The 26,012-nt window shown below is 62.0% G+C and carries 27 protein-coding genes and 1 other RNA gene; 20 read left to right on the plus strand and 8 right to left on the minus strand.

All coding sequences use genetic code 11. The features are described 5' to 3' along the window. The first annotated feature begins 83 nt into the window (after nucleotides 1–83). The 3 genes from NKJ12_RS04230 (at nucleotide 84) to NKJ12_RS04240 (ending at nucleotide 3,000) form a co-directional block, all read left to right on the plus strand. The gene (locus NKJ12_RS04230; protein ID WP_352701343.1) at nucleotides 84–1,580 is read left to right on the plus strand and encodes a CoA-acylating methylmalonate-semialdehyde dehydrogenase; all 1,497 of its coding nucleotides are present in this window, start codon (nucleotides 84–86) and stop codon (nucleotides 1,578–1,580) included. Between the two features lie 499 nt (nucleotides 1,581–2,079). Continuing rightward, entirely contained in the window at nucleotides 2,080–2,376 is a 297-nt protein-coding gene (locus NKJ12_RS04235) for a hypothetical protein (protein ID WP_352701345.1), read from the plus strand. Between the two features lie 309 nt (nucleotides 2,377–2,685). Further along, entirely contained in the window at nucleotides 2,686–3,000 is a 315-nt protein-coding gene (locus NKJ12_RS04240; RefSeq protein WP_352701346.1) for a hypothetical protein, read from the plus strand. Between the two features lie 13 nt (nucleotides 3,001–3,013). Here the strand turns inward: NKJ12_RS04240 and NKJ12_RS04245 are convergent, their stop codons facing one another. Then, nucleotides 3,014–3,604 carry a GntR family transcriptional regulator gene (locus tag NKJ12_RS04245; protein WP_502895519.1) on the minus strand — a complete coding sequence of 197 codons (591 nt, stop codon included), beginning with the start codon at nucleotides 3,602–3,604 and terminating at the stop codon, nucleotides 3,014–3,016. Nucleotides 3,605–3,770: 166 nt separating this feature from the next. Between NKJ12_RS04245 and NKJ12_RS04250 the strand changes: the two genes are divergently transcribed. From NKJ12_RS04250 to NKJ12_RS04310, 13 genes are all read left to right on the plus strand, one after another. Next, on the plus strand, nucleotides 3,771–4,664 hold the full coding sequence (locus NKJ12_RS04250) for a dihydrodipicolinate synthase family protein (protein WP_352701347.1): 894 nt from the start codon (nucleotides 3,771–3,773) through the stop codon (nucleotides 4,662–4,664). Between the two features lie 48 nt (nucleotides 4,665–4,712). Next, a complete protein-coding gene (locus NKJ12_RS04255) occupies nucleotides 4,713–5,963 on the plus strand; it encodes an NAD(P)/FAD-dependent oxidoreductase (protein WP_352687137.1) in 1,251 nt (416 codons plus the stop codon). A 28-nt stretch (nucleotides 5,964–5,991) separates the two neighbouring features. Further along, nucleotides 5,992–6,993 (plus strand): 4-hydroxyproline epimerase, encoded by a 1,002-nt coding sequence (locus NKJ12_RS04260; RefSeq protein ID WP_352701348.1) that lies wholly within the window; start codon nucleotides 5,992–5,994, stop codon nucleotides 6,991–6,993. Between the two features lie 335 nt (nucleotides 6,994–7,328). Next, nucleotides 7,329–8,231: a branched-chain amino acid ABC transporter permease gene (locus NKJ12_RS04265; protein ID WP_254816418.1), complete on the plus strand. Its 903-nt coding sequence runs from the start codon at nucleotides 7,329–7,331 to the stop codon at nucleotides 8,229–8,231. 4 nt (nucleotides 8,232–8,235) lie between these two features. After that, complete coding sequence (gene livM / locus NKJ12_RS04270; protein ID WP_352504918.1) at nucleotides 8,236–9,864, plus strand: high-affinity branched-chain amino acid ABC transporter permease LivM; 1,629 nt, start codon at nucleotides 8,236–8,238, stop codon at nucleotides 9,862–9,864. Beyond that, complete coding sequence (locus NKJ12_RS04275; RefSeq protein ID WP_352504919.1) at nucleotides 9,864–11,015, plus strand: ABC transporter ATP-binding protein; 1,152 nt, start codon at nucleotides 9,864–9,866, stop codon at nucleotides 11,013–11,015. Before livM ends, NKJ12_RS04275 begins: the two co-directional genes overlap by 1 nt. Further along, complete coding sequence (locus NKJ12_RS04280) at nucleotides 11,015–11,743, plus strand: ABC transporter ATP-binding protein (RefSeq protein WP_352504920.1); 729 nt, start codon at nucleotides 11,015–11,017, stop codon at nucleotides 11,741–11,743. The genes NKJ12_RS04275 and NKJ12_RS04280 overlap by 1 nt, the downstream gene beginning before the upstream one ends. 18 nt (nucleotides 11,744–11,761) lie before the next feature. Then, nucleotides 11,762–12,109, plus strand: coding sequence for a DUF6867 family protein (locus tag NKJ12_RS04285; RefSeq protein WP_254816421.1), 348 nt, complete (start codon nucleotides 11,762–11,764; stop codon nucleotides 12,107–12,109). Between the two features lie 138 nt (nucleotides 12,110–12,247). Continuing rightward, nucleotides 12,248–13,378: a branched-chain amino acid ABC transporter substrate-binding protein gene (locus NKJ12_RS04290; RefSeq protein WP_254816422.1), complete on the plus strand. Its 1,131-nt coding sequence runs from the start codon at nucleotides 12,248–12,250 to the stop codon at nucleotides 13,376–13,378. A gap of 232 nt (nucleotides 13,379–13,610) precedes the next feature. Next, complete coding sequence (gene pyc / locus NKJ12_RS04295) at nucleotides 13,611–17,069, plus strand: pyruvate carboxylase (protein WP_352504921.1); 3,459 nt, start codon at nucleotides 13,611–13,613, stop codon at nucleotides 17,067–17,069. Nucleotides 17,070–17,343: 274 nt separating this feature from the next. Further along, nucleotides 17,344–17,604, plus strand: coding sequence for a DUF2312 domain-containing protein (locus NKJ12_RS04300; protein WP_023719653.1), 261 nt, complete (start codon nucleotides 17,344–17,346; stop codon nucleotides 17,602–17,604). Nucleotides 17,605–17,787: 183 nt separating this feature from the next. Continuing rightward, nucleotides 17,788–18,228 carry a DUF4268 domain-containing protein gene (locus NKJ12_RS04305; protein WP_254816424.1) on the plus strand — a complete coding sequence of 147 codons (441 nt, stop codon included), beginning with the start codon at nucleotides 17,788–17,790 and terminating at the stop codon, nucleotides 18,226–18,228. A gap of 66 nt (nucleotides 18,229–18,294) precedes the next feature. After that, nucleotides 18,295–18,609 (plus strand): hypothetical protein, encoded by a 315-nt coding sequence (locus NKJ12_RS04310; RefSeq protein ID WP_254816425.1) that lies wholly within the window; start codon nucleotides 18,295–18,297, stop codon nucleotides 18,607–18,609. A gap of 3 nt (nucleotides 18,610–18,612) precedes the next feature. Here NKJ12_RS04310 and msrB read toward each other — a convergent pair whose 3' ends face one another. The 7 genes from msrB to NKJ12_RS04345 all read right to left on the minus strand — a co-directional run bounded on the left by msrB (nucleotide 18,613) and on the right by NKJ12_RS04345 (nucleotide 23,210). Continuing rightward, on the minus strand, nucleotides 18,613–19,017 hold the full coding sequence (gene msrB / locus NKJ12_RS04315; RefSeq protein WP_352504922.1) for a peptide-methionine (R)-S-oxide reductase MsrB: 405 nt from the start codon (nucleotides 19,015–19,017) through the stop codon (nucleotides 18,613–18,615). Nucleotides 19,018–19,126: 109 nt separating this feature from the next. After that, nucleotides 19,127–19,948: an MBL fold metallo-hydrolase gene (locus NKJ12_RS04320; protein ID WP_352687150.1), complete on the minus strand. Its 822-nt coding sequence runs from the start codon at nucleotides 19,946–19,948 to the stop codon at nucleotides 19,127–19,129. Beyond that, a complete protein-coding gene (locus tag NKJ12_RS04325) occupies nucleotides 19,949–21,139 on the minus strand; it encodes a vWA domain-containing protein (RefSeq protein WP_352701349.1) in 1,191 nt (396 codons plus the stop codon). 9 nt (nucleotides 21,140–21,148) lie between these two features. Further along, nucleotides 21,149–21,553, minus strand: a complete 405-nt coding sequence (locus tag NKJ12_RS04330) for a type II toxin-antitoxin system HicB family antitoxin (protein WP_254816428.1) — start codon at nucleotides 21,551–21,553, stop codon at nucleotides 21,149–21,151. Between the two features lie 9 nt (nucleotides 21,554–21,562). Then, nucleotides 21,563–21,757, minus strand: coding sequence for a type II toxin-antitoxin system HicA family toxin (locus NKJ12_RS04335; RefSeq protein WP_126104508.1), 195 nt, complete (start codon nucleotides 21,755–21,757; stop codon nucleotides 21,563–21,565). A gap of 61 nt (nucleotides 21,758–21,818) precedes the next feature. Next, nucleotides 21,819–22,265 carry a GNAT family N-acetyltransferase gene (locus tag NKJ12_RS04340; protein ID WP_352504924.1) on the minus strand — a complete coding sequence of 149 codons (447 nt, stop codon included), beginning with the start codon at nucleotides 22,263–22,265 and terminating at the stop codon, nucleotides 21,819–21,821. 105 nt (nucleotides 22,266–22,370) lie between these two features. Continuing rightward, nucleotides 22,371–23,210: an AAA family ATPase gene (locus NKJ12_RS04345; protein WP_352504925.1), complete on the minus strand. Its 840-nt coding sequence runs from the start codon at nucleotides 23,208–23,210 to the stop codon at nucleotides 22,371–22,373. Nucleotides 23,211–23,386: 176 nt separating this feature from the next. Between NKJ12_RS04345 and ssrS the strand changes: the two genes are divergently transcribed. The 4 genes from ssrS to NKJ12_RS04365 all read left to right on the plus strand — a co-directional run bounded on the left by ssrS (nucleotide 23,387) and on the right by NKJ12_RS04365 (nucleotide 26,008). Further along, a non-coding RNA gene (gene ssrS, locus NKJ12_RS04350) (6S RNA) lies at nucleotides 23,387–23,542 on the plus strand. A 137-nt stretch (nucleotides 23,543–23,679) separates the two neighbouring features. Further along, on the plus strand, nucleotides 23,680–24,267 hold the full coding sequence (locus NKJ12_RS04355) for a 5-formyltetrahydrofolate cyclo-ligase (protein ID WP_352701350.1): 588 nt from the start codon (nucleotides 23,680–23,682) through the stop codon (nucleotides 24,265–24,267). An 81-nt stretch (nucleotides 24,268–24,348) separates the two neighbouring features. After that, complete coding sequence (locus NKJ12_RS04360; RefSeq protein ID WP_023678036.1) at nucleotides 24,349–25,173, plus strand: TIGR00282 family metallophosphoesterase; 825 nt, start codon at nucleotides 24,349–24,351, stop codon at nucleotides 25,171–25,173. Nucleotides 25,174–25,243: 70 nt separating this feature from the next. Further along, nucleotides 25,244–26,008: a TerC family protein gene (locus NKJ12_RS04365; RefSeq protein WP_254816433.1), complete on the plus strand. Its 765-nt coding sequence runs from the start codon at nucleotides 25,244–25,246 to the stop codon at nucleotides 26,006–26,008. The last annotated feature ends 4 nt before the right edge of the window (nucleotides 26,009–26,012 follow it).

Here is a 26,012-nt window from a genome sequence, read left to right on the forward strand (position 1 = left end):
GCACAACGGTTGCGTTTTCGCTCGCGTTGCCATCGCTCGCGCAAAGGCGGACAATGCCTCATCACGAACCAGGGAGAGAGACCATGATCGAATACGGTCATTTCATCGGCGGCAAGCGCGTCGCCGGAACCAGCGGCCGCAAGCAGGACGTCATGCAGCCGATGGACGGCACGGTGCGCGGCACGGTGGCGCTGGCTTCGCAGGCGGAATTGCGCGCGGCGGTCGAAAACGCCAAGGCGGCACAGCCCGGCTGGGCGGCGACCAACCCGCAGCGGCGCGTGCGCGTCCTGATGCGGTTCCTCGAGCTGATCGCCAAGGAGTATGACGCGCTGGCCGAGATATTGGCGCGCGAACACGGCAAGACCATCGCCGACGCCAAGGGCGACATCCAGCGCGGCCTCGAAGTGGTCGAGGTCTGCATCGGTGCGCCGCACATGATGAAGGGCGAGTTCACCGATGGCGCAGGCCCTGGTATCGATGTCTATTCGATGCGCCAGCCGCTCGGCGTCGTCGCCGGCATCACGCCGTTCAATTTTCCGGCGATGATCCCGCTGTGGAAGATCGCGCCGGCCATTGCCTGCGGCAATGCCTTCATCCTCAAGCCGTCCGAGCGCGACCCGGGTGTGCCGATGCGCATTGCCGAACTGTTCATCGAGGCCGGTCTGCCGGCGGGCATCCTCAATGTCGTCAACGGCGACAAGGAAGTGGTCGACGCCATCCTCGACGATCCCGACATCAAGGCCATCGGTTTCGTCGGCTCGACGCCGATCGCCCAGTACATCTACTCGCGCGGCTGCGCGGCCGGCAAGCGCGTGCAGTGCTTCGGCGGCGCCAAGAACCACATGATCATCATGCCGGATGCCGACATGGACCAGACCGTCGACGCGCTGATCGGCGCCGGCTACGGCTCGGCCGGCGAGCGCTGCATGGCGATATCGGTGGCCGTTCCGGTCGGCAACGACACCGCCAACCGGCTGATGGAAAGACTGGTGCCGCGGGTCGAGAGTCTGAAGGTCGGTCCGTCGACCGATTCTTCCGCCGATTTCGGCCCGCTGGTCACGGCACAGGCGCTGGAGCGGGTCAAGTCCTATGTCGACACCGGCGTCAAGGAAGGCGCCAAGCTGGTCGTCGACGGACGCGGCTTTTCCATGCAAGGCTACGAGAACGGCTACTATATGGGCGGCTGCCTGTTCGACAACGTGACCGCCGATATGCGCATCTACAAGGAAGAGATCTTTGGGCCGGTGCTCTCGGTGGTGCGCACACCGACCTACGAGAACGCCATCAAGCTCGCCAACGAGCACGAGATGGGCAATGGCGTCGCTATCTTCACCCGCGACGGCGACGCGGCGCGCGACTTCGCCTCGCGAGTCCAGGTCGGCATGGTCGGCATCAACGTGCCGATCCCGGTGCCGATCGCCTACTATACGTTTGGCGGCTGGAAGGCGTCCTCCTTTGGCGACCTCAACCAGCACGGGCCGGACGCGTTCCGCTTCTACACCAAGACCAAGACGGTGACGTCGCGCTGGCCGTCCGGCGTGAAGGATGGCGCCGAGTTCGTCATTCCGACGATGAATTAGCCGGACGGTTTTCTGTCTGCGCGTCCTCGCCTTCGGCTTCGGGCGCGCGGGCCGGCGTGAAGAACGGCGCCGAATTCGTCATTCCGACGATGAATTAGCCGGACGGTTTTCTGTCTGCGCGTCCTCGCCTTCGGCTTCGGGGGCGCGGGCCGGCGTGAAGGATGGCGCCGAGTTCGTCATTCCGACGATGAATTAGCCGGACGGTTTTCTGTCTGCGCGTCCTCGCCTTCGGTTTCGGGCGCGCCGGCCGGCGTGAAGGATGGCGCCGAGTTCATCATTCCGACGATGAACTGATCCAGATCGCGGAAAAAGAAGGCCTGGGCTCGACCCGGGCCTTTTTTTCGTCGCGGTCTTCATCGGCATGAACACTAATGTGATGGAACCAAGAAGGCAGCAATCTTCTTAGGTTGCAGTCCTGCCGCGAAGCAGACGCTGGCAGATCAACCAACGGCGCTGGTGACGGCTCCGGGGATATCGTCCGGCGCAAAGGAGGTGTCAGATGACACGTCTCATGGCGACTGCAGCTTGCGCTGCGATGGCCCTTTTCGCCGTCCCGGCAATGGCTGCCGAGCAATGTGCGGCACGCGCCGATATGGTGAAGGCGCTCGGCGAGAAGTTTCATGAAAACCCGAGCGCGGTCGGCGTCGTCAATCCGAATGTGGTGCTTGAAGTCTTCGTTTCCGACAAGGGCACATGGACCATCCTCGCCAGCGACACAAAAGGCCAAAGCTGCGTGATTTCAGTCGGCGAAGGCTGGGAGAGCGCGATGACGACAGCGGCGCTGCCAGGCACCTGATGAGGTTCCACGCTCGCGCGTAGCAGCGGCCTCGCATGGCCGCGCAGCCTGGTGGCCCATTCTTTCGGCGACAACCGTAAAACGGATCTGTAGGCGCCCGCTTGGGCGCCTGCTTGCGCTTTTCCGTTGCCGATACCATATATCGGGAACATAATGGGAACATCTAGAATCGTTCCCACCGATGGCAGACCGGAACACAGAAAGGAACGACGCGATGATGATGACGTCGGAACCGGCCTGGATCGCTCCGGCAAAGTGAGGCTGTCAAACCCCTCCTTTGCCGGAACGTGATGGCAAAGGAGGTGCCCTATGGCACACAAAGCACTGTTGGGATGGGTGAAAACCCTGGTTCTTGCTGGCGCATTGGCGGTGGGTACGAACACCGCAAGCGCGCAATATCAATACTGCGTTGAACATGGCGAGCTCGTCGCCCATTTGAGCGAGAAGTTCCAGGAAAGGCAGTTTGCTTTGGGGCTGATCGGTCATGAGGCGGTCATGGAAGTCTTTGTCGCCGAGACCGGAACCTGGAGTATCGTCGTCACCGATGTCGCCGGCAGAAGCTGCATCGTCGCGGCCGGCGACAATTGGGAAAACGTGATGGCCCTGCCCGGCCAGGGCGCATGACGAAATGACAGGCTCAGCGTGTGGCAGCTGCCTCGGCATGGCCGCGCAATAGTGCCATCAGGCGCTTGGCGTCCTTGGCCGCGGCCTCCTCGTCGCCTGCTAGGATCGAGCGGATCAGCGCGACATGATGCTCGGCGGATTCGGCCAAGCCGGTATCGGCCTTGTAGCGGAACCAGAAACGGCGGCTGTGGGTTTGCAAGGGCGCCGCCAGGCGCGCGGCGAACGGGTTGTCGGCAGCCAGCGCCAGCGCCTCGTCGAGCGCCTTGTCGGCCTGGATGAAGTAAAACACATTTTCCGAAATCACCGCCTTTTGCATGGCAAGGGCAGCGTCATGGAACAGGTCGGCGGCCTCGCGGGTGACGAAGCGAGCGGCTGAGCGGGCAAGCACCACCTCGACGCCACGGCGGGCGTCGAGGACACGCAGCCAGTCGCCGGGGTGCAGCGGGGCAATGGCAATGCCGGCGCGCGGCCGGACCTCGAGCAGCCCCTCCCAAGCCAGCCGCTGGATCGCTTCGCGAACCGGGGTGCGGCCGAGGCCCAGCCTGTCGATCAGCGCCCCCTCGGTGATGAAGCTCGCCGGCGCCAGCTCGAGAGTTACGATCATGTGCTCGAGCCTGCGGTAGGCCTTCGCAGTTGCCGGCTCGGAGCCCGGGCTGTCATATACCAATGCGGCTTCTCCTGATATATTGTTGATATATCATATCAGATTCAACGTTGACAGTCGGCTTCTTAAGAAATATACGACTGATATATCAGATGGAGCGATCGACATGTGGGCCGGAGTCTTCCCCGCCGTTACGACCAAATTCACCGAGGACGACGGCCTCGACCATGCCGAGATGGAGCGCTGCTTTGCGCTGCAGATGGAGGCCGGCTGTGACGGCATCATCGTCTGCGGGTCGCTCGGCGAAGGCCCGATGCTGTCGCATGACGAGAAGATCGCGGTGCTGAAGACCGCCCAGAAGATCGCCGGCAAAAAACCGGTGCTGTTGACGGTCAACGAGGCCGGTACACGCGAGGCGGCGGCGATCGCACGCCGCGCCGCCAAGGAAGGCGCCAACGGTTTGATGGTGGTGCCGAGCCCGATCTACCATACCAATGCCGAGGAGACGGTCGCGGCACTCAGCGCCGTCGCCGCGGCCGGCGACCTGCCGGTGATGATCTACTCCAACCGGCTTGCCTATCGCGTCGACGTCACCGTCAACCAGATGGAGGAGTTGGCCAAGGACCAGCGCTTCGTCGCCATAAAAGAGTCCTCCGACGACATCCGCCGCTCGACCGAGATCATCAACCGCCTCGGCGACCGCTACGACCTGTTCACCGGCGTCGACAATCTCGCCTTTGAGGCACTGTCGGTCGGCGCCATCGGCTGGGTGGCGGGCTTGGTCACCGCGTTCCCGCGCGAGACCGTCGCCATCTACCAGCTGATGAGACAGGGCCGCCGCGAGGAGGCGTTGAAGATCTACCGCTGGTTCCGGCCGCTGCTCGACCTCGACGTCTCGACCTATCTGGTGCAGAACATCAAGCTCGCCGAAGTTTTGGCGATCAACACCAACGACCGCGTGCGCATGCCGCGCCAGCCATTGTCGGGCGAGCGGCGCAAGGCAGTCGAAAAGGTCGTCAGGGATGCGCTGGCCGTGCGGCCGCAACTGCCGGCATTCTGATCCAGTGCCTTCGAGGGTGTTTGCAGATGTGCAGCGCGGCGCATGCCAATGAATGACAATGCTACGCTCGATGTCGCCATCATTGGTGGCGGCATTATCGGCATCTGCGCTGCCGCATTTCTGGCCGAGGCGGGGCGAAACGTCACGATCTTCGATCGGACGGGGATCTGCGAGGAGACCAGTTCCGGCAATGCCGCCGCCTTTGCCTTCTCCGACGTGCTGCCGCTCGCCCACAAGGGCATGATCAGGCAGCTGCCGAAATGGCTCGCCGACCCGCTCGGCCCGCTCAGCATCCCACCAGCCTATCTGCTGAAGCTGCTGCCCTGGCTGGTCCGCTTCTGGCGCGCCGGCCGAAGCGACCGCTATGAAGCCGGCCTTGCCGCACAGGCCGGGATGATGAAGCTCGCCGAGGCGGAATGGATGGGTTTGCTCGACCGTTCCGGCACACGGCCGATGCTGCACGAGGACGGCTCGCTCGAACTCTACGAAAGCGAAGCCGAGTTCAAGGCCTCACTGCCCGGCTGGGCGGCAAGGCAGCGCTTCGGCATCGGCTTCAGCCATGTCGAGGGGAGCGCTCTCGCCGCCTTGCAGCCCGGTCTGTCGCCGCGCTTCGTCAAGGGAACTTTCGTTCCGGGGTGGAAAACCGTCGCCGACCCCAAGCGGCTTGGAAAGGCGTTATGGGCCTATGCCGAGAGGTTGGGCGCCGGGTTCGAAAGGGCCCGGATCGAGCGTGTCGAGGCAGGACAGGACGGCGCGATCCTGACCATGGCCGACGGCACGAGGCGACGGGCGAAGCATCTCGTCATCGCTGCCGGGGCCTGGTCGCACCTGTTGGCGAGACATCTCGGCGACAGAATCCCGCTGGAGACCGAGCGTGGCTACAACACGACGCTGCCGAAGACTGCCTTCGACGTAAGGCGGCAATTGATCTTTTCCGGGCATGGCTTCGTCATCACGCCGCTCGAGACGGGCCTGCGCGTCGGTGGTGCGGTCGAACTCGGCGGCCTTGAGAGGCCGCCCAATTATGCGCGCTCGAAAGCGCTGCTCGAAAAGGCCCAGAAATTCCTGCCGGGACTGGATCCGGCCAATGGGCGCGAATGGATAGGGTTCCGGCCGTCGCTGCCGGATTCGCTGCCGGTGATCGGGCAATCGCAAAAAACGCCGTCGGTGGTGTACGGTTTCGGCCATGGTCACCTCGGCCTGACCCAGGCCGCGGCGACCGGACGCTTGATCCGCGAGCTCGTTCTCGGGCAGAGTCCATCGCTTGATCTCGGTCCGTTCAGCCCGCAACGATTTTGAGATCGAAGACATTCAGTTGGGAGCCGGCATGGCCAAGCATTCCTTCTTCTGCATAGACGGCCACACCTGCGGCAATCCGGTGCGGCTGGTTGCCGGCGGCGGACCGCTGCTCAACGGCTCGACGATGATGGAGCGGCGAGCGCATTTCCTGGCCGAATACGACTGGATCCGCACCGGCCTGATGTTCGAGCCGCGCGGCCATGACGTGATGTCCGGCTCGATCCTCTATCCACCGACGCGCGAGGATTGCGACATCGCCATCCTGTTCATCGAAACCTCGGGCTGCCTGCCGATGTGCGGCCACGGCACCATCGGCACGGTGACCTTTGCCGTCGAAAATGGATTGATCAAGCCGAAGACGCCGGGCGTGCTCAGGCTGGATACGCCGGCGGGCGTGGTCGTCGCCGAGTACAGCCAAGTCGGCGATTATGTCGAGGAGGTGCGCATCACCAATGTGCCTTCCTTCCTCTATGCCGAGGGACTGACGGTCGAATGCCCCGGGCTCGGCGAGGTCAGCGTCGATGTCGCCTACGGCGGCAATTTCTACGCCATCGTCGAACCGCAAAAGAACTATCGCGACATGGCCGACCATTCGGCCGGCGAGCTGATCGCCTGGAGCCCGGTGGTGCGGCAGCGGCTCAACGAGAAATATTCCTTCGTCCACCCGGAGAATCCCGGCATCGACAAGCTGTCGCACATATTGTGGACCGGCGCGCCGGCCAACCCGCAAGCCGATGCCCGCAACGCCGTCTTCTACGGCGACAAGGCAATCGACCGCTCGCCCTGCGGCACCGGCACCTCGGCGCGGATGGCGCAGCTTCACGCCAAGGGCAAGCTTGGGGTCGGCGACGACTTCGTCCATGAATCGATCATCGGGTCGCTGTTCAAGGGCAGGGTGGAGAAAGAGGTCACCGTCGCCGGCAAGCCGGCAATCATTCCGTCGATCGGCGGGTGGGCGCGGATGACTGGATTGAACACGATCTTCATCGACGACCGCGACCCGTTTGCAGACGGCTTCGTCGTCAAATAGAGAAAACGCTGACGTTAGGGAAAGACAGAGAGCGCAAACGGATTGCCTTTGACGGCGCAACGATCCCGCCCATCAACTTATTTTGACGGCGATTTCTTCGACATGGGGCGCATAGAGCGATTGAATCGTCAAAGCCATTGCGTTAGGCCAATGGTAGGGTCCGCGATGGTCCAGGGGGCGGACGGGAACAAAACGGGCAATCGGACGGCGTGCGGCGAAAACACGCGTAATGATCGAAAAATCACGTTGCAATCCGGGCTCGAAACTTTACGACTAGGGAAAATACGAAAAGGAATGCGTCTGCATGGGCGACATTCCAGGGGAGCCACGACAGCATGCAGTATTTTGTCCAGCAGCTTATCAACGGGCTGACGCTGGGATCGATCTATGGGCTGATAGCGATCGGCTATACGATGGTCTACGGCATCATCGGCATGATCAATTTCGCCCATGGCGACATTTTCATGATCGGCGCTTTCACCGCACTCATCGTTTTCCTTATCCTCGGTGCGTTGTTCTATTCGCTGCCGATCGTCGTTGCGCTGCTGATCATGATGATCGTCGCGATGCTGCTGACCAGCCTGTATAATTGGACGATCGAGAAGGTGGCCTACCGGCCTTTGCGTGGTTCATTCCGGCTGGCGCCGCTGATCACTGCGATCGGCATGTCGATTGCGCTGTCCAATTTCGTCCAGGTGACGCAAGGGCCGCGCAACAAGCCGGTCCCGCCAATGGTGTCCACGGTCTACAACATCGAAGGCATCAGCGTCTCGCTGAAGCAGATCATCATCGTCCTGGTCACCATAGTCCTGCTCGCGGTGTTCTGGTACCTGGTCAACAAGACCTCGCTCGGCCGGGCGCAGCGCGCCTGCGAGCAGGATCGCAAGATGGCCGCACTGCTCGGCGTCGACGTCGATCGCACCATCTCGATCACCTTCATCATGGGCGCCGCCCTCGCCGCCGTCGCCGGCACGTTGTTCCTGATGTATTACGGCGTGGTGGTGTTTTCCGACGGTTTTACGCCGGGTGTGAAGGCGTTTACTGCCGCGGTGCTCGGCGGTATCGGCTCACTGCCCGGCGCCGTGCTCGGCGGCCTGATGATTGGCTTCATCGAAAGCATGTGGTCGGCTTATTTCTCGATCGACTACAAGGACGTCGCCGCCTTCTCCATCCTGGCGATCGTGCTGATCTTCCTGCCTTCCGGCATTCTCGGCCGGCCAGAAGTCGAAAAGGTCTGAGATCATGGCGGTTACCGTGTCTCCGGAAAGCACCGTCGTCGCCACCCCGGTCCAGCGCGCTTTTCGCGAAGCGCTCTATGCCGGCGCCATCTCGCTTGGCCTGTTCGTGCTGTTCATCGGCCTGAAGACCGACCAGAACATCTCCAACGAACTGATCCTGGTGCAGCGCTGGGGCTTGCTCGCCGGCGTCGTGATCGCCACCATGGCCGGACGCTTCCTTTATGTCGCCTATGGCCAGCCCTTCCTGGCGAACCAGAAGATCGTCGACGTCGCTACCGGCCTGCTGCCGGTCAGCCTGGCTTCGCGATTCTTCCGCCTTCCCGCGTTCATCGTGGCGCTCGCCGTCGCCGTTATTCTGCTCGCGCTCAGGGGCTTCCTGACCGAGGCTTTAGGGCCGGAACTTTCCGATTTTGTGCGGTTCCTGCGGGCACTTGCAATCATCTATGCGCTAGCCTGGCTGATATATCGGTTCCGGGCCTTCATTCATTCTCATTTCTCTGCATTGGGCATAACCGCACTGGCGCTCTACCCGATTATCGTGGTGTTGGTGCTGGCGCTATATGCCGGGTCCATGGCGGCCGGTTTCCAGGGTTCGCTGAAGTATGTCGACAATTTCGGCATCCAGATCCTGATCTACGTGATGCTGGCCTGGGGGTTGAATATCGTTATTGGCTTGGCCGGCCTGCTGGACCTAGGCTATGTCGCCTTCTACGCCGTCGGTGCCTATGCCTATGCGCTGCTCGGCACGCATTACGGCCTTTCCTTCTGGATCCTGCTGCCCGCCGCCGGCCTGATGGCTGCATTCTGGGGCGTGATGCTGGGCTTCCCTGTGCTGCGCCTGCGCGGTGACTATCTGGCGATCGTGACGCTCGCTTTCGGCGAGATCATACGGCTGGTGATCATCAACTGGCGCGAAGTGACCAACGGCTCGGCCGGGATTTCCGGCATCCCGAAGGTCTCGTTCTTCGGCCTGATGTCGTTCAACGTCTCCGACCCGAACTATATCTCCAAGGTGCTCGGCATCGCGCAGTCCGGTGCCTACTACAAGATCTTCCTCTACTACCTGATCCTTGGACTCTGCCTGCTGACCGCCTTCGTCACGGTGAGGCTCAGGCGCCTGCCGGTCGGCCGCGCCTGGGAAGCGCTGCGCGAGGACGAGATCGCCTGCCGCTCGCTCGGCATCAACACCACCACCACCAAGCTCACGGCCTTTGCCACGGGGGCGATGTTCGGCGGCTTTGCCGGCTCGTTCTTCGCCGCGCGGCAAGGCTTCGTCAGCCCGGAATCCTTCGTCTTCCTGGAATCGGCGATCATCCTTGCCATCGTCGTGCTTGGCGGCATGGGCTCGCTGGTCGGTATTGCCGTCGCCGCCATGGTGATGATCGGCGGCACCGAAATCCTGCGCGAACTGGATTTCCTCAAGACCGGCCTGAGTTGGGGCAACATCAAGGTCATACCCGGGTTCGGCCCCGACTTCACGCCGGAGCTTTATCGCATGCTGTTGTTCGGCATGGCCATGGTCATCGTCATGCTGTGGAAGCCGCGTGGCTTCGTCGGCAGCCGCGAGCCGACAGCCTTCCTCAAGGTGCGCAGGGCGGTGTCCGGGTCCTTCACCAAGGAGGGACACGGCTGATGAACGCGAGCCCCTCCGTGAACGATGCCATCCTGCAGGTCGAGCATCTGTCGATGAAGTTCGGCGGTCTCATCGCCATCGGCGATTTGTCATTCCAGGCCAAACGTGGCGAGATCACCGCGCTGATCGGCCCCAACGGCGCCGGCAAGACCACCGTGTTCAATTGCATCACCGGTTTCTACAAGCCGTCGGAAGGCATGATCACGCTCAACCGGCGCGACGGCTCGACCTTCCTGCTCGAACGCCTGCCGAACCATGAGATCCCGGCGCGGGCCAAGGTGGCGCGCACCTTCCAGAACATCCGCCTGTTCTCGGGCATGACGCTGCTGGAGAACCTGCTGGTGGCCCAGCACAACAAACTGATGAAGGCGTCCGGCTATACCGTTCTCGGCCTGTTCGGTTATAGCGGATACAGACAGGCTTCGGCGGAATCCGTTGAACTCGCCGAGCACTGGCTGGAGAAGGCCGATCTCGTCGACCGCGCCGACGATCCTGCCGGCGATCTGCCATATGGCGCGCAGCGACGGCTCGAAATTGCTCGCGCCATGTGCACCGGCCCTGAGCTTCTGTGCCTAGACGAGCCGGCCGCCGGCCTTAATCCGAAGGAATCGGCGGCGCTCAATGCGCTGCTGATGGACATCAAGGACAACACCGGCACCTCGATCCTTTTGATCGAGCACGACATGGCGGTGGTCATGCAGATTTCAGACCATGTCGTCGTCCTCGAATACGGGCGCAAGATCTCCGACGGCAACCCGCAATCGGTACGAACCGACCCGCGCGTCATTGCCGCCTATCTCGGCGTCGAAGACGAGGACGTCGAGACGGTACTGACCGAAGTCGGCGACGAGGACGTCATCGAGCAACTGGATACGGGTCCGGATGCCGCGCATGGACCGGGCACATCGTCTTCCTATCTTGCCGGACCGGTGGCCGACACGGTCGGCCATAGCGAGGGCGAACGCGTCACAGTGTCAAAGGGCGCTTCGAAGGCCGGGCAGATCGATGCAAGGTCGAGCGCTGCTGCTGCAAAGTCCGGATCGCCGGCCAAAGCCAAATCGGCCGCGAAATCTTCCACGGCAAAGCCGGGCAAGGCTCCGGCGAAGTCGAAAACTCCCGGCACCTCTAATCGGCGTGGGGGGCGGAAATAATGGCCGGCACAACGCTGCTCGATATCAAGGGCGTCCAGACCTACTACGGCAACATCAGGGCGCTGAACGGCGTCGACGTCACCGTCAAACAGGGCGAGATCGTGGCGCTGATCGGCGCCAACGGCGCCGGCAAATCGACACTGATGATGACCATCTTCGGTGCTCCGCGCGCTCGTGCCGGCACTATCACCTTCGCCGGCACCGATATCACCCAGATGCCAACCCACGAGATCGCGCGCATGCGTATCGCGCAGTCGCCGGAGGGCCGGCGCATCTTTCCGCGCATGACGGTGATGGAAAACCTGCAGATGGGCGCCAGCCTCGACGGTCTCAAGCATTACGACGAGGATGTCGAAAGGGTCTTTACGCTGTTCCCGCGGCTCAAGGAACGCGTCAGCCAACGTGGCGGCACGCTTTCGGGCGGCGAGCAGCAGATGCTGTCGATCGGCCGCGCGCTGATGGCAAGGCCGAAGCTGCTCTTGCTGGATGAGCCGTCGCTAGGCCTGGCGCCGCTGATCGTCAAGCAGATATTCGACGCCATTCGCGAGCTGAACCGCACGCAGGGACTGACCGTGTTCCTGGTCGAGCAGAACGCCTTCGGCGCACTGAAGCTCGCCACGCGCGGCTATGTCATGGTCAACGGCAATGTGACGATGAGCGGCACCGGCAAGGAACTGCTCGCCAATCCGGAAGTGCGCGCCGCCTATCTCGAGGGCGGCCATCACTGAGTTTCAGGAGTCTTCATCATGCAGGGCATTCTTTATGAGGAACCCTCGATTTGGCAGTTCTTTTTCGTCACCTGCCTGCTCGGCGGCTGGGCGGCCTGGATGACGGGCAAGGCGTGTGCCCAGACATGGCGCAGCTTCGCCCAGCTATTCGCCTATATGCTGGGGCTCGGCATCGGCGTAAGATTCATCCATCATGCGCTGTTCGGCGGAACGATGTTTTCGCTGCATTACTACGTGGTCGATACCATCGTGCTGATGATATTGGGCTTCATTGGCTACCAATACACGCGCACGAACCAGATGGTAACGCAGTATAATTGGCTTTACGAAAGAGCCTCTCTTTTGAGCTGGAAACCGAAAGGTTGACATTTATCATTAATGGCGTTTCAGGGATGAATCGGCGTGACAAGTGCCTGAAAATCGGCAAAGTACTCTTTCTGCGAGCAAGAGTGGGCATCGCATGAAAGCAACATCCACGCCCACTCGGTAAATGGGAGCGTTTCAATGAAAAAGTCACTTTTGTCCGCCGTCGCACTGACCGCGCTTGTCGCGTTCAGCGGCAACGCGTGGGCTGACATCCTGATCGGCGTTGCCGGTCCGATCACCGGTCCGAACGCAGCGTTCGGTGCCCAGCTTCAGAAGGGTGCCGAACAGGCAGTCGCCGATATCAATGCGGCGGGCGGCGTTCTTGGCCAGCAGCTCAAGCTTGAAGTCGGCGACGACGTCTCCGATCCCAAGCAAGGCATCTCGGTCGCCAACAAGTTCGTCGCCGACGGCGTCAAGTACGTCGATGGCCACTTCAACTCCGGCGTCTCGATCCCGGCGTCGGAAGTCTACGCCGAGAACGGCATCCTCGAGATCACGCCGGCCGCGACCAATCCGAAGTTCACCGAACGTGGCATGTGGAACACCTTCCGCACCTGCGGACGCGACGATCAGCAGGGCAAGGTCGCTGGCGACTATCTCGCGGCGAACTTCAAGGATGCCAAGATCGCTGTCATCCATGACAAGACGCCTTATGGCCAGGGCCTCGCCGACGAAACCAAGAAGGCGCTCGCAGCCAACGGCGTGACTGAGGCCATGTATGAAGGCATCAATGTCGGCGACAAGGATTTCTCGGCCCTCATCGCCAAGATGAAGGATGCGGGCGTCTCGGTCGTCTACTATGGCGGCCTGCACACCGAAGCCGGCCTGATCATACGCCAGCTCGCCGACCAGGGCCTCAAGGCAACCTTCATGTCCGGCGACGGCATCGTGTCGAACGAATTGGCCTCCATCGCCGGCGACGCCGTCGAGGGCACGCTGATGACGTTCGCTCCGGATCCGCGCAAGAATCCGAACGCCAAGGAACTCGTCGAGAAGTTCCGTGCGGCCGGCTTCGAGCCTGAGGCTTATACGCTCTACTCCTACGCAGCGATGGAAATCATCGCGGCCGCCATCACCAAGACCGGCTCAGCCGATGACGCTCAGAAGGTAGCCGAGACCATCAAGTCGGCCGGCCCCTGGAAGACTGCGATCGGCGAGATCGGCTACGACGCAAAGGGCGATATCACCCGTCCGGACTACGTCATGTACACCTGGAAGAAGGGTGACGACGGCAAGTACACCTATGTCGAGAACGAACCCGGCAAATAACCGGACGTTGCTACATGAGAATGTCCGGCGCCTCGCGCCGGGCATTTTTTATGAGAGTTCCCGAAAGCCTGGATCGGAACTGCCCAGGCGTTGTCCGGATCGACACGCAATGCGTCAACGCGATTAGATCAAACTAAATCGGTTTAATGCTCTTTTCGATTTTGTTTGCACTGCAGCATTTTCGCGCTAATCATGTCCGGCAGTTCCCTTCCCGGCGTCCGGAGCCCTGTCCTTGGCAATCTCGAAGATCCTTGTCGCCAACCGCTCCGAAATAGCCATCCGCGTCTTCCGCGCGGCCAATGAGCTCGGCCTTAAAACCGTGGCGATCTGGGCAGAGGAGGACAAATATTCCCTGCATCGCTTCAAGGCCGACGAAAGTTACCAGGTCGGGCGCGGGCCGCATCTGGCCAGGGATATGGGGCCGATCGAAAGCTATCTTTCGATCGAGGAGGTTATCCGCGTCGCCAGGCTTTCGGGCGCCGACGCCATCCATCCGGGTTACGGGCTGCTGTCGGAGAGCCCGGAATTCGCCGAGGCCTGCGCCAAGGCCGGCATCATCTTCATCGGGCCAAAGCCCGATACGATGCGCAGGCTGGGCAACAAGGTCGCCGCGCGCAATCTCGCGATCGAAGTCGGCGTGCCGGTAATTCCCGCTACCGATCCCTTGCCGGACGACATGGCGGCGGTAAGGGAACTCGCCAGGACGATCGGCTACCCGGTGATGCTCAAGGCATCCTGGGGCGGCGGCGGCCGCGGCATGCGCGCCATCCGCTCCGAGGCCGATCTCGCCCGCGAGGTCATGGAGGGCAAGCGTGAGGCGAAGGCGGCTTTCGGCAAGGACGAGGTCTATCTCGAGAAGCTGATCGAGCGCGCCCGCCATGTCGAGGTGCAGGTGCTGGGCGACCGCCAAGGCAACGCCGTGCACCTGTTCGAGCGCGACTGTTCGATCCAGCGCCGCAACCAGAAGGTCGTCGAGCGGGCGCCGGCGCCGTATCTCGAAATGTCACAACGCGAAGAGCTTTGCGGCTACGCGCTGAGAATTGCGCGCCAAACCAGCTATATCGGCGCCGGCACGGTCGAGTTCCTGCAGGATGCCGACACCGGAAAATTCTATTTCATCGAGGTCAATCCGCGCATCCAGGTCGAGCACACCGTCACCGAACAGGTGACCGGCATCGACATCGTCAAGGCGCAGATCCATATCCTCGACGGCTTTGCCATCGGCACGGCGGAATCGGGCGTGCCGGCGCAAAAGGACATCAGGCTCAACGGTCACGCCCTGCAGTGCCGCATCACCACGGAAGATCCCGAACATAATTTCATCCCCGATTATGGCCGCATCACCGCCTATCGCGGTGCCACCGGCTTCGGCATCCGCCTTGATGGGGGCACCGCCTATTCGGGCGCGGTGATCACCCGCTTCTACGATCCGCTGCTGGAAAAGGTGACGGCGTGGGCGCCGACGCCGGCCGAGACCATTGCCCGCATGAACCGGGCGCTGCGCGAATTCCGTATCCGCGGCGTGGCGACCAATCTCACCTTCCTCGAGGCGATCATCAATCACCGGAGCTTCGCCGACAATTCCTATACCACCAAGTTCATCGACACGACGCCGGAACTGTTCGCCAGTGTGAAGCGGCAGGACCGCGCGACCAAGCTGCTCAACTATCTTGCCGATGTTTCGGTCAATGGCCATCCCGAGACGCGCGGCCGGCCGCAGCCAAAGGCCGATGCGGCGCCGCCGGTGGTGCCATATCTCAACGGCAATGTGCCTCAAGGCAGCAAGCAGAAGTTCGACGTGCTCGGGCCCGAGAAATTCGCCGCCTGGATGCGCGAGCAAAAAGAGGTGCTGGTCACCGACACGACAATGCGCGACGGGCATCAATCCTTGCTCGCGACGCGTGTGCGCACCTATGACATCGCCGGAATTGCCGGCACCTATGCGCGTGCTCTGCCGCAGCTGTTGTCGCTCGAATGCTGGGGCGGCGCCACATTCGACGTCGCCATGCGCTTTCTCACCGAGGACCCATGGGAGCGGCTGAGCAAAGTGCGCGAGGCGGCACCCAACCTTCTTCTGCAGATGCTTCTGCGCGGCGCCAATGGCGTTGGCTATACCAACTATCCCGACAACGTCGTCCAGCATTTCGTCCGCCAGGCCGCTGCCGGCGGCATCGACCTGTTTCGCGTCTTCGACTGCCTGAACTGGGTCGAGAACATGCGCGTCGCCATGGATGCGGTCGGCGCCGAGGGCAAGCTGATCGAAGCGGCGATCTGTTATACCGGCGACATACTCGATCCGGCGCGGGCCAAATACGATCTGAAATATTATGTCGGCCTGGCCAGGGAACTGCAGTCGGCAGGCGCCCATATCATCGCCGTCAAGGATATGGCCGGGCTTTTGAAACCGGCGGCGGCCCGCGTGCTGTTCAAGGCGCTGCGTGAGGCGACGGACCTGCCGATCCACTTCCACACCCACGACACATCCGGCCTGTCGGCGGCAACCGTGCTGGCGGCGGTGGAGAGCGGCGTCGACGCCATCGACGCGGCGATGGATTCGCTATCGGGCAACACCTCGCAGCCGTGCCTGGGTTCGATCGTCGAGGCGCTGAAAGGCACCGAGCGCGACCCGGGCCTCGACCCGCAATGGATCAGGAACATCTCGTTCTACTGGGAGGCGGTGCGCAACCAGTACGCCGCCTTTGAAAGCGACCTGAAGGGGCCGGCATCGGAGGTCTATCTGCATGAAATGCCGGGCGGGCAGTTCACCAACCTCAAGGAACAGGCGCGCTCGCTCGGGCTGGAGACACGTTGGCATGAAGTGGCGCAGACCTATCACGACGTCAATCTGATGTTCGGCGACATCGTCAAGGTGACCCCGTCGTCCAAGGTCGTCGGCGACATGGCGCTGATGATGGTGAGCCAGGACTTGACCGTCGCCGACGTCGAGAATCCGGCGCGGGACATCGCCTTCCCGGATTCGGTGGTGTCGATGTTGCGCGGCGATCTCGGCCAGTCGCCGGGCGGCTGGCCAAAGTCATTGCAGAAGAAGGTGCTGAAGAGCGAAAAGCCGATCACGGTGCGGCCAGGTTCGCTGCTCAAACCGGCGGACCTCAAGGCCAGTCGCACGGAGGTCGAGGAAAAACTCGAGCGCAAGCTCAGTGAGTTCGAGTTCGCGTCGTGGCTGATGTATCCGAAGGTGTTTTCCGATTTTGCCGCCGCGCAGGAGACCTACGGGCCGGTCAGCGTGCTGCCAACGCCGACCTATTTCTACGGCATGAAGCCGGAAGACGAGATTTTCGTCGATATCGAAAAAGGCAAAACGCTGGTGGTGCGCTGCCTTGCCATGGGCGATGTCGACGAAAAGGGCATGGTCACCGTGTTCTTCGAACTCAACGGGCAGCCGCGCCGGGTGAAGGTGCCGGACCGGGCGCATGGCGCCTCCGCTGCCAAGGTACGGCGCAAGGCGGAGCCGGGCAATGAGGCGCATGTCGGCGCGCCGATGCCTGGCGTCGTCTCGGCGCTTGCGGTCGTTGCCGGCCAGGCGGTAAAGGCCGGCGACGTGCTGCTGTCGATCGAAGCGATGAAAATGGAAACGGCGTTGCATGCCGAACGCGACGGCACCATAGCCGAGGTGCTGGTCAAGGCCGGCGACCAGATCGATGCAAAGGATCTGCTGATCGCATTCGGGTAAGGTGTGCTGATATTCAGGTGATGCCGGCCTGCAAACGCCGGCTTCCTGCGCTTCCGGTGCTCACGTACTCGGGTACGCTCCCGCTCCGGTTCTCGGCAGCCATCGTTTTCGGCTCGGCCTGACCTGAATCTCAACACACCTTAAGGCGTGCCCAACCCCTTCATGCCGCATCGATAGCACCTTGACCCGCCGCGCCCGGTCGGGCATCGAACCGCTGCAATTCGCCGCTCGGGTTACCCCGAGTCGCGGCGAGAAACGACGCGGAGAGAAGAATATGGCCGACGACATCACCGAGACCAGCCAGACTGTTGCCGCCGGCCAGCTGCGCGCCTTCATCGAACGCATCGAGCGGCTCGAGGAAGAGAAGAAGACGATTGCCGACGACATCAAGGAAGTGTTTGCAGAGGCCAAGGGCACCGGCTTCGACACCAAGGCGATGCGGTCGATCATCCGGCTGCGCAAGAAAGACCAGGCCGAGCGGCAGGAAGAGGAATCCATTCTCGACCTCTACAAGGCCGCGCTTGGAATGGTGTAGAGACTGTCTGGAAATTCTACTCCGGCGGCAATCCGATGGTGTTTTCGGCGGTTCCAGCGCTCACGGACCTAAAGTCCGCCGCGCTCCGGTTTTCGAAACCACCACCATACGACCCGCCAGAGCGAATTTTCGAAACCGTCTCGGCAACAGTTCTCGGCCTGATGCCGGAGCGAGCATCGAACCATGAGCGAATTCGATTTTGGCGCCCGCCGCGCCTCTGAATTCCGCCAACGCAGCTTCTGGACGCTGTTCGCGGAACGGCATCCGGATGAAAGGGCTCTGCTGGCGAGGCGCGGACCGTGGTTCTGGCAGCGTGGGCTGCCCGATTTCGCATTGGTCATTTCCATGTATGTCGCGCCTGCGCACAATCATGTCGGCGTCTTCTTCGGCCGCAACGAGAAGCTCGGTGCCACGCAAGCCTGGTCACGGTTGAAGCCGTTCCAGCCGGCCATCGAAGACAGGCTGAAGCTCAGGCCAGAACAAAGTTGCGACGGCCTCGGCATCAATTCGATGTGGCGGGTGAATTGTTTTGCCGAAGACAATTGGCCGGCGATGACCGACTGGCTGGTGACGGAAGCCTCACGTTTCGAGCGCGCGATTGCCGAAGTTCTGGGTCAGGAATAAAGCAGAATTTCCAGACGCAATCCTTAGAATCGCTCTGGTGAGCAGAGCAAGGGAGCCGGTCGATCGATGACGATCATGTCGCGCGTTGCCGCCTTCTTCCGCTCACGCTGGCTGGGCGGCGTGCCGCTCGATCGGCTGTTCTGGCGCGATATGGTCGTTGTCGGCACAGCGATCAACGTCGCGTTGTCGGTGGCGGCGCTCATTCTGCTTGGGCTGAAGCTGCCGCTTGCGCTAGTCCTGGCGGTGCATTTCGCGCCGGTGCCCTATAATATCTTCCTGACCTTTGCCGTTTGGCGAACTGCCGGAAAATCGAGTGGCGCCAAGGCCTCGCTGATGACGCTTGGCGCCACGTTGTGGCTGATCCTGGTGGTTGTGGCCTGACGGTCAGGCGGCCGGCTCGAATTTGAGCGCCACGCCGTTGATGCAATAGCGCAGGCCGGTCGGCGGCGGGCCGTCGTCGAAGACATGGCCGAGATGGCTGCCGCAGCGGGCGCAATGGCACTCGGTACGGACCATGCCGTAGCTGCGGTCGACGGTGGTCTCGACCGAGCCCGGCACGGGATCGTTGAAGCTCGGCCAGCCGGTGCCGCTCTCGAATTTCAGCTTGGATTCAAACAAGCGCTGGTCGCAGCCGACGCAGGAGAAGGTGCCGGCGCGCTTCTCGTGCAGCAGGGCGCAGCTTCCCGGCCGTTCGGTGCCGTGGTTGCGCATCACCGCATATTGCTCGGGCGTCAGCCGGGCGCGCCATTCGGCATCGGTGCGGGTAACGGGGTAGGTGTGGCTGTCCATTTTTTCCTCTTAGCTTATGTCGCTATTTGGGTTGCCTTCCCAACTTCGCCTGAAATAGGCATTTGTTACGGCGTTTGCTCGTATTTCCTATCCTGCTGCGACGAATTCCTCAGGCGATGGCCGCGAGATAGCGCCCAACCGATGCTGAAAATGCCGCCTTTGCGTCTCCGATGACATTCTGGTTCCACCATGCGCCGTAGATATGGTCGAACGTGAAAGGCTCCAGCGCGGCCTTGATGCCGAGCACTTTCGTCGCGTTGAGCGGGATATAGTTCGGGTAGCTGTACATGAAGCTGACATGACGGCGCGTAGGCGTCACCTGCAGGATGTCGCCGGCCAGCATGGCATTGCCGCCGTCGCGCTTCCAGTGCAGCACCTGGCCACCGGCAAAGTGGCCGCCGCAGCGGATGAGCGTCAGCGACGGGTTTATGGCGCGCGTTTCGCCTTCCCAGCTGATGATCGCCGGATGCGGCCGCATGATCCACTGACGATCATCGGCATGCAGATAAATCGGCACGCCGCCAAACGCCTCGCTCCACTCGACCATTGCCGAATAATAATGGCAATGCGAAATGGCGATGGCGGCCAGGCCGCCCCGGCGGTTGATCTCGGCCACCGCCTCGTCGCTGACCATCGAGATGCAGTCCCACAGCATGTTGCCGTGCGGCGTTTGCGCCAGCAACGCCCGCTGGCCGATGGCGAAGCGCGGCTCTATGCCGAAGGCGAGCACGCCGGCGTCGTCCCTCACCACGACCCGATGCCCGGCCGCGAGCTCTTCCGGCGTGGTCCAGGCCTGGCCCTCCCAGCGCACATATTGCCGCTCGTCTTCGCAGATCGGGCAATGTTGCGGCGGCGTCGCTGTCGCCGCGAACTGGACACCGCATTGCAGGCAAAGGAAACAGGTCGACCCTCCTGTTTTGCGCGCATCCATTCAGTGCTTCCTTGAAAGTTGCTTCGTCGCGGCTTCGAGGCCGGCGAGCGTCAGCGGAAACATGCGGCCGCCAAAGATATCGCGGATCATGGCAATGGAATGGGTATAGCCCCAGTTCTTCGCGTCTTCCGGATTGAGCCAAATGGCGTTCGGCCATTGCTGCAGCAGCCTGCCGAGCCAGACGGCGCCGGCCTCCTTGTTCCAATGCTCGACCGAGCCGCCGGGATGGGCGATCTCATAGGGGCTCATCGAGGCGTCGCCGACGACGATCACCTTGTAGTCGGGGCCATATTTATGGAGGAGGTCGGACGTCGGAATCACCTCGGCATGGCGGCGGCGATTATCCTTCCACACGCCTTCGTAGAGGCAGTTGTGGAAGTAGAAATATTCGAGCTGGCGGAACTCGGCGCGGGCGGCCGAAAACAGCTCCTCGACACTCCTGATATGGTCGTCCATCGAGCCGCCGACATCGAAGAACATCAGCAGCTTCACGGCATTGCGACGTTCGGGTTGTGTCTTGATGTCAAGATAGCCGCGCTCGGCGGTGGCGTGGATGGTGCCGGGCAGGTCGAACTCCTCTTCGGCGCCTTCGCGCACCCAGCGGCGCAACCGCTTCAGCGCGACCTTGATGTTGCGGGTGCCGAGCTCGACGGCATCGTCGAAATTCCTGAACTCGCGCGTGTCCCAGACTTTTACCGCGCGGCGGTTGCGGCTTCCGTGCTGGCCGATGCGCACGCCTTCGGGATTGTAGCCATAGGCGCCGAAGAGCGAGGTGCCGGCGGTGCCGATCCATTTCGAACCGCCCTGATGCCGGCCCTTTTGTTCCTCCAGTCGTTTCTTCAGCGTCTCCATCAGCTTTTCGAAGCCACCCAGCGCCTCGACCAGTTTTTTCTCCTCGTCCGACAGGTGCTTTTCAGCAAGCCTCCGCAGCCATTCCTCCGGGATGTTTGCGACATCGACCTGGGTTTCGCCAGCCAGCGCCTCGACACCTCTGAAGACGTGCGAAAAGACCTGGTCGAAGCGGTCGATGTGTCGCTCGTCCTTCACCAGCGCGGCGCGGGCGAGATAGTAAAAGCCCTCGACATCATAGTCGACCAGCCCGGCCTCCAACCCCTCCAGCAGCGACAGATATTCGCGGAGCGAGACCGGAACCCGCGCTGCCTTCAGTTCGAGGAAGAAGGGGATGAACATGGTCCGACTTTATCTGTGTCCCTCGATCTTCTCCCGTGCGGCGCTGGCGATAAAGGCGGAACGCGTCAGACCACGCCGACCCGCTTCTTCGTCGATTGCCGCCAAAAGACCTGCGTCGAGCGACAGATTGGCCCGGACAGGCCGTCCGGAATCGATCAGCACAGGGATCATCACGGCGGATTCACCGGCAGCGCTATCGACTTCGCCCAGTCGGAGCAGATCTGCCACAGTGCGCGCGGCGGGCAAGGGCAAGTTCTTCGCCATTCGTGTCTCTGCCCATTCGCGAACGGCAGAAGTCGCATCGGCTATCGCCTCTTCGGGACTTGCGCCACCGCCGTGACATCCGGGAAGATCAGGCACCCGCACTCCCCAGACTTCATCTGCGCCGTCAAGAATTCCGACATAGTGCGTCATGATTCGTCCTTAAATCCATCCAGCAAGCCGGGCGATCGACCGCGCAACACCCAGAGATTGTTCGCGATGCCGCGGCACAATGATCATGATCTCCGGCCTTTCCGGATGCTCGTACTTCTCGTGTTTGCCGCCGCCTACGTTCACCCAGCCGTCACGTAAAAGCCTCGTGACAATCTTGCGCGTGTTGGTCTCGATCAGCGGCACTGTCGCCCCTGATCATGCGCAATATATTGCGCACAGGTGATTATTTCAATCGTAGGCTTCATCATAGCAGATCATATTCGATAAAGCCGGTCCTGCGCGCCACGTGGTCGTAGAGCTTGCGTGCGGTGGTGTTGGTCTCGTGGGTCATCCAGTAGACGTTCTTGACGCCGATCTTGCCGGCTTCCTGCTTGACCGCTTCGATCAGGGCGGCGCCGACGCCTTTGCCGCGCACATCGGGGTCGGCGAACAGGTCCTGCAGGTAACAGTTGTTTATCTGCGACCAGCAGGAGCGATGGTAGAGATAGTGCGTCAGGCCGACGGCCTTGCCGTCGAGGGTGGCGATGAAGCCTTTCGGCTCGAACTCGCCCGCCGTGAACAGCCGCTTCCAGGTGACGGCGTAAACGTCTTCCGGCAGCTTGGTTTCGTAGAAGGTGAGATAGGCGGTCCACAGACGCCGCCAGTCGGCATGGTCGGGTTGCGCAAGCGGGCGGACGGTGATCTCGGTCATTTCATTTCCTCTGAATTCGGCAACACGAAGCTGCCTTCACGCCTCGCTGGCGGCAACGGTCCAGCGACGGGAAAGCGCTGTCCGGCGGCTTTCGTCGACCGCCCCTCACCCTTGCCGTCTCGCCATGAAGGCCAGGCGCTCGAACAGATGCACGTCCTGTTCGTTCTTCAGCAAGGCTCCGTGCAGCTTGGGCAGCGCGTTCCTCGCGTCGGCGCGCAGGTCTTCGGGCGCGATGTCGTCGGCAACAAGCAGGCGGATCCAGTCGAGTGCCTCGGAGGTCGACGGCTTCTTCTTGAGGCCGGGCACGTCACGGATTTCATAGAATTGCGTGAGTGCGGCGCGCACCAGGTTCTGCTTGATGCCGGGATAGTGCACGTCGACAATTTTGTGCAGCGTCTCGACGTCGGGAAAGCGGATGTAGTGGAAGAAGCAGCGGCGCAGGAAGGCGTCCGGCAGCTCTTTTTCGTTGTTGGATGTGATGACGGCGATCGGCCGGACGGTGGCGCGGATGGTCTCGCCGGTCTCGTAGACAAAGAACTCCATCCTATCCAGTTCCTGCAACAGATCGTTGGGGAATTCGATATCGGCCTTGTCGATCTCGTCGATCAGAAGCACCACCTTCTTGCCGGCGGCGAAGGCGTCCCACAGCTTGCCGCGCTTGATGTAATTGCGGATGTCGTTGAAGCGCTCGTCGCCGAGCTGGCTGTCGCGCAGCCGCGAGACGGCATCATATTCATAGAGGCCCTGCTGCGCCCGCGTGGTCGATTTGACGTGCCACTCGATCAGATCCAGGCCGAGCGCTGCCGCCACCTGACGGGCAAGTTCGGTCTTGCCGGTGCCGGGCTCGCCCTTGACCAGCAATGGCCGCTCAAGCGCGATCGCCGCGTTGACCGCCACCATCAGATCCTTGTCGGCAACGTAGGCCGCCGTGCCTTCGAAACGCATTTTTGCTCCCGGGTCCATCGCGCGACCCTAAGGACGCGGCCTTCGCTGTGCAAGGCGCCGCTGGCGAAGCGAAGATCTTGCCGGCGCGGCCCTCGCCGAGGGGTTCTGCGTCGAATTACGCCTCGAAACATGTCGCCTCTCTGGCGCTTGGTCTGGCGTCAGCCTATATTGGGCATGACGGTCTGCGCTTCCCGGCAGGAGAACATTTTCCCCGGGGCCTTAATGATCCCTAGGGAGCTGTCCCTGGGAAGACCCGTGGGTTTTCTCATACGGCGCCCACCTACTTTGTAGGTTCCCGGGATCGCTCTCTCCACCGGTTGTGTGGATCGTCACCTATCGAAAAGGCCATCTGGCGGATCTTGTCGTCGCGCCGCTTTTTGCGGTGCTCTCGAACGACAAGTTCGCCCCGCTCTTCCAAAACGTCGCTCGTAAAACTCCATCCAAATCGGACCTTTGCTACCGTCGGCGCATGACATCCCCAAAAGACCTGAAAAAAAATCTCCGCAACCAAGCCCTCGGGCGCCGCGATGCGCTCGATCCTTTCTGGCGTGTGGAGGCAGCACTCGAAATGGCCGAGACGGCGCGCGACCGGATCACGGTCGAGCCGGGCCAAATCGTCTCCGGTTTCTGGCCGATGCGCTCGGAAGTCGACGTCCGGCCGCTGATGTTTGCCCTGCGCGAGAAGGGCGCAAGGCTCTGCCTGCCGGCCATCCTCGACAAGACCACCATCGTTTTTCGCGAACTGGTGCGCGGCGCGCCGATGATCGACATGGGTTTCGGCACAGTCGGGCCGCATGAGGAAGCCGAGGTGCTCGATCCGCAGCTTATGCTGGTGCCGCTTGCCGCCTTCGATGCGCGCGGGCACCGAATCGGGTACGGCGCAGGCTATTACGATCGGGCGATCGGGCGGCTGGCCGACAAGGGCCAGCAGCCGCGGCTGATCGGCGTTGCCTTCGACTGCCAGGAGGTGGCCCTGGTGCCGGACGAGCCGCATGACGTGATCATTCCCGAAATACTCACCGAGAGCGGGTTGCGCCGGTTCGCGCCGAAATTGTAGATAAGTTCCTGGACGCATGGTCTTTTCCGAAAGTCATGCAGCTTTTTGCTTCGCTGACCTTCGGTTCGGGATCGCGCTTATATGAGACTTCTCTTCCTCGGCGACATGGTCGGCAAGACAGGACGTACGGCGGTGTGGGAACAACTGCCCGGCCTGATCTCGGATTTCAAACTCGACTTCGTCATCGTCAATGGCGAGAACGCCGCCGGAGGCTTCGGCATCACCGAGGAGATTTTTCGCGAGACGATCTCGGCCGGCGCCGATGTCGTCACCACCGGCAACCATGTCTGGGACCAGCGCGATGCGCTGATTTTCGCGCCGCGCGAAGAGCGCTTCCTGCGCCCGTCCAATTTCCCCAAGGGTACGCCGGGGCGCGGCTCAGGCGTCTATATCGCCAGGAACGGCGCGCGCGTGCTGGTCGCCAACATCATGGGTCGGGTGTTCATGCATCCCGAGCTCGACGATCCGTTCCAGGCCGGCGAGCGCGAACTTGCCGCTTGTCCGCTTGGCGAGCAGGCCGATGCAATCGTCATCGATTTCCATGCCGAGGCGACCTCGGAAAAAATGTGCTTCGCTCATTTCGTCGACGGCCGTGCCAGTCTTGTTGTCGGCACCCACACGCATCAGCCGACCGGCGATCACCAGATTCTCAATGGCGGCACCGGTTATATTTCCGATGCCGGTATGTGCGGTGATTACGATTCCTCGCTCGGCATGGACAAGGAGGAGCCGCTCAACCGGTTCTTGTCCAAGGTGCCGAAAGGCCGCTTCGAGGCGTCGACCGGACCGGCGACATTGTGCGGCGTCGGCGTCGACATTTCCGACCGTAGCGGCCTGACCGAACGGATCGCGCCGTTTCGCCGCGGCCCGCGGCTCGAGGAAACGGCTCCATCCTTCTGGTCGTGACATTGATATAGACGCTTGCAATACCCAATTGCCGGCGAAACTGCTCTAGATCGTAGAGGGGACGACCTCCATGCAGCTAGTCGAATTCCTGGCGCCGCATTTCGCCTTTGTCTCCGACCCGACTGCGTGGGTCGCGCTGCTGACGCTGATCGTGCTGGAGGTCGTGCTCGGCATCGACAATCTGATCTTCATCTCGATCCTGACCAACAAATTGCCGGTAGCGCAGCGAGCCCGCGCCCGGCGGCTCGGCATCTCCGCCGCGCTGGTGATGCGGCTGATCCTGCTGGCCACCATTTCGATCATCGTCCAACTGACGACGCCTATATTCACCGCCTTCGGCCACGGGTTTTCATGGCGCGACCTGATCCTGATCGCCGGCGGCCTGTTTCTCGTCTGGAAGGCGACCAAGGAGATCCACCACACGGTCGATCTCGATGATCACCAGGACACGATGATGGGCGAGACGCTGCAGCTTTCGCTGGCCGGCGCGATTTTCCAGATATTGCTGCTCGACCTCGTCTTCTCGATTGACTCGATCATCACCGCCGTCGGCATGACCGACGAAATCGCGATCATGTACATCGCGGTGATCGTGGCGGTGAGCGTGATGATGCTGGCGGCCGGGCCGCTGGCCGATTTCATCGCCAAGAACCCCAGCATCGTCATGCTAGCGCTGGGCTTCCTGCTGATGATCGGCATGACCCTGATCGCCGACGGCATGGGTTATCATGTGCCGAAAGGCTATATCTACGCCGCCATGGGTTTTTCGGCCCTGGTCGAAGGGCTCAACATGCTGGCGCGGCGGCGGAAGAAGGCAAAGGGCGGCGGGCACTGAGGAT

This window comes from Mesorhizobium sp. M0195 (genome assembly GCF_040322115.1).
GTDB lineage: Bacteria > Pseudomonadota > Alphaproteobacteria > Rhizobiales > Rhizobiaceae > Mesorhizobium.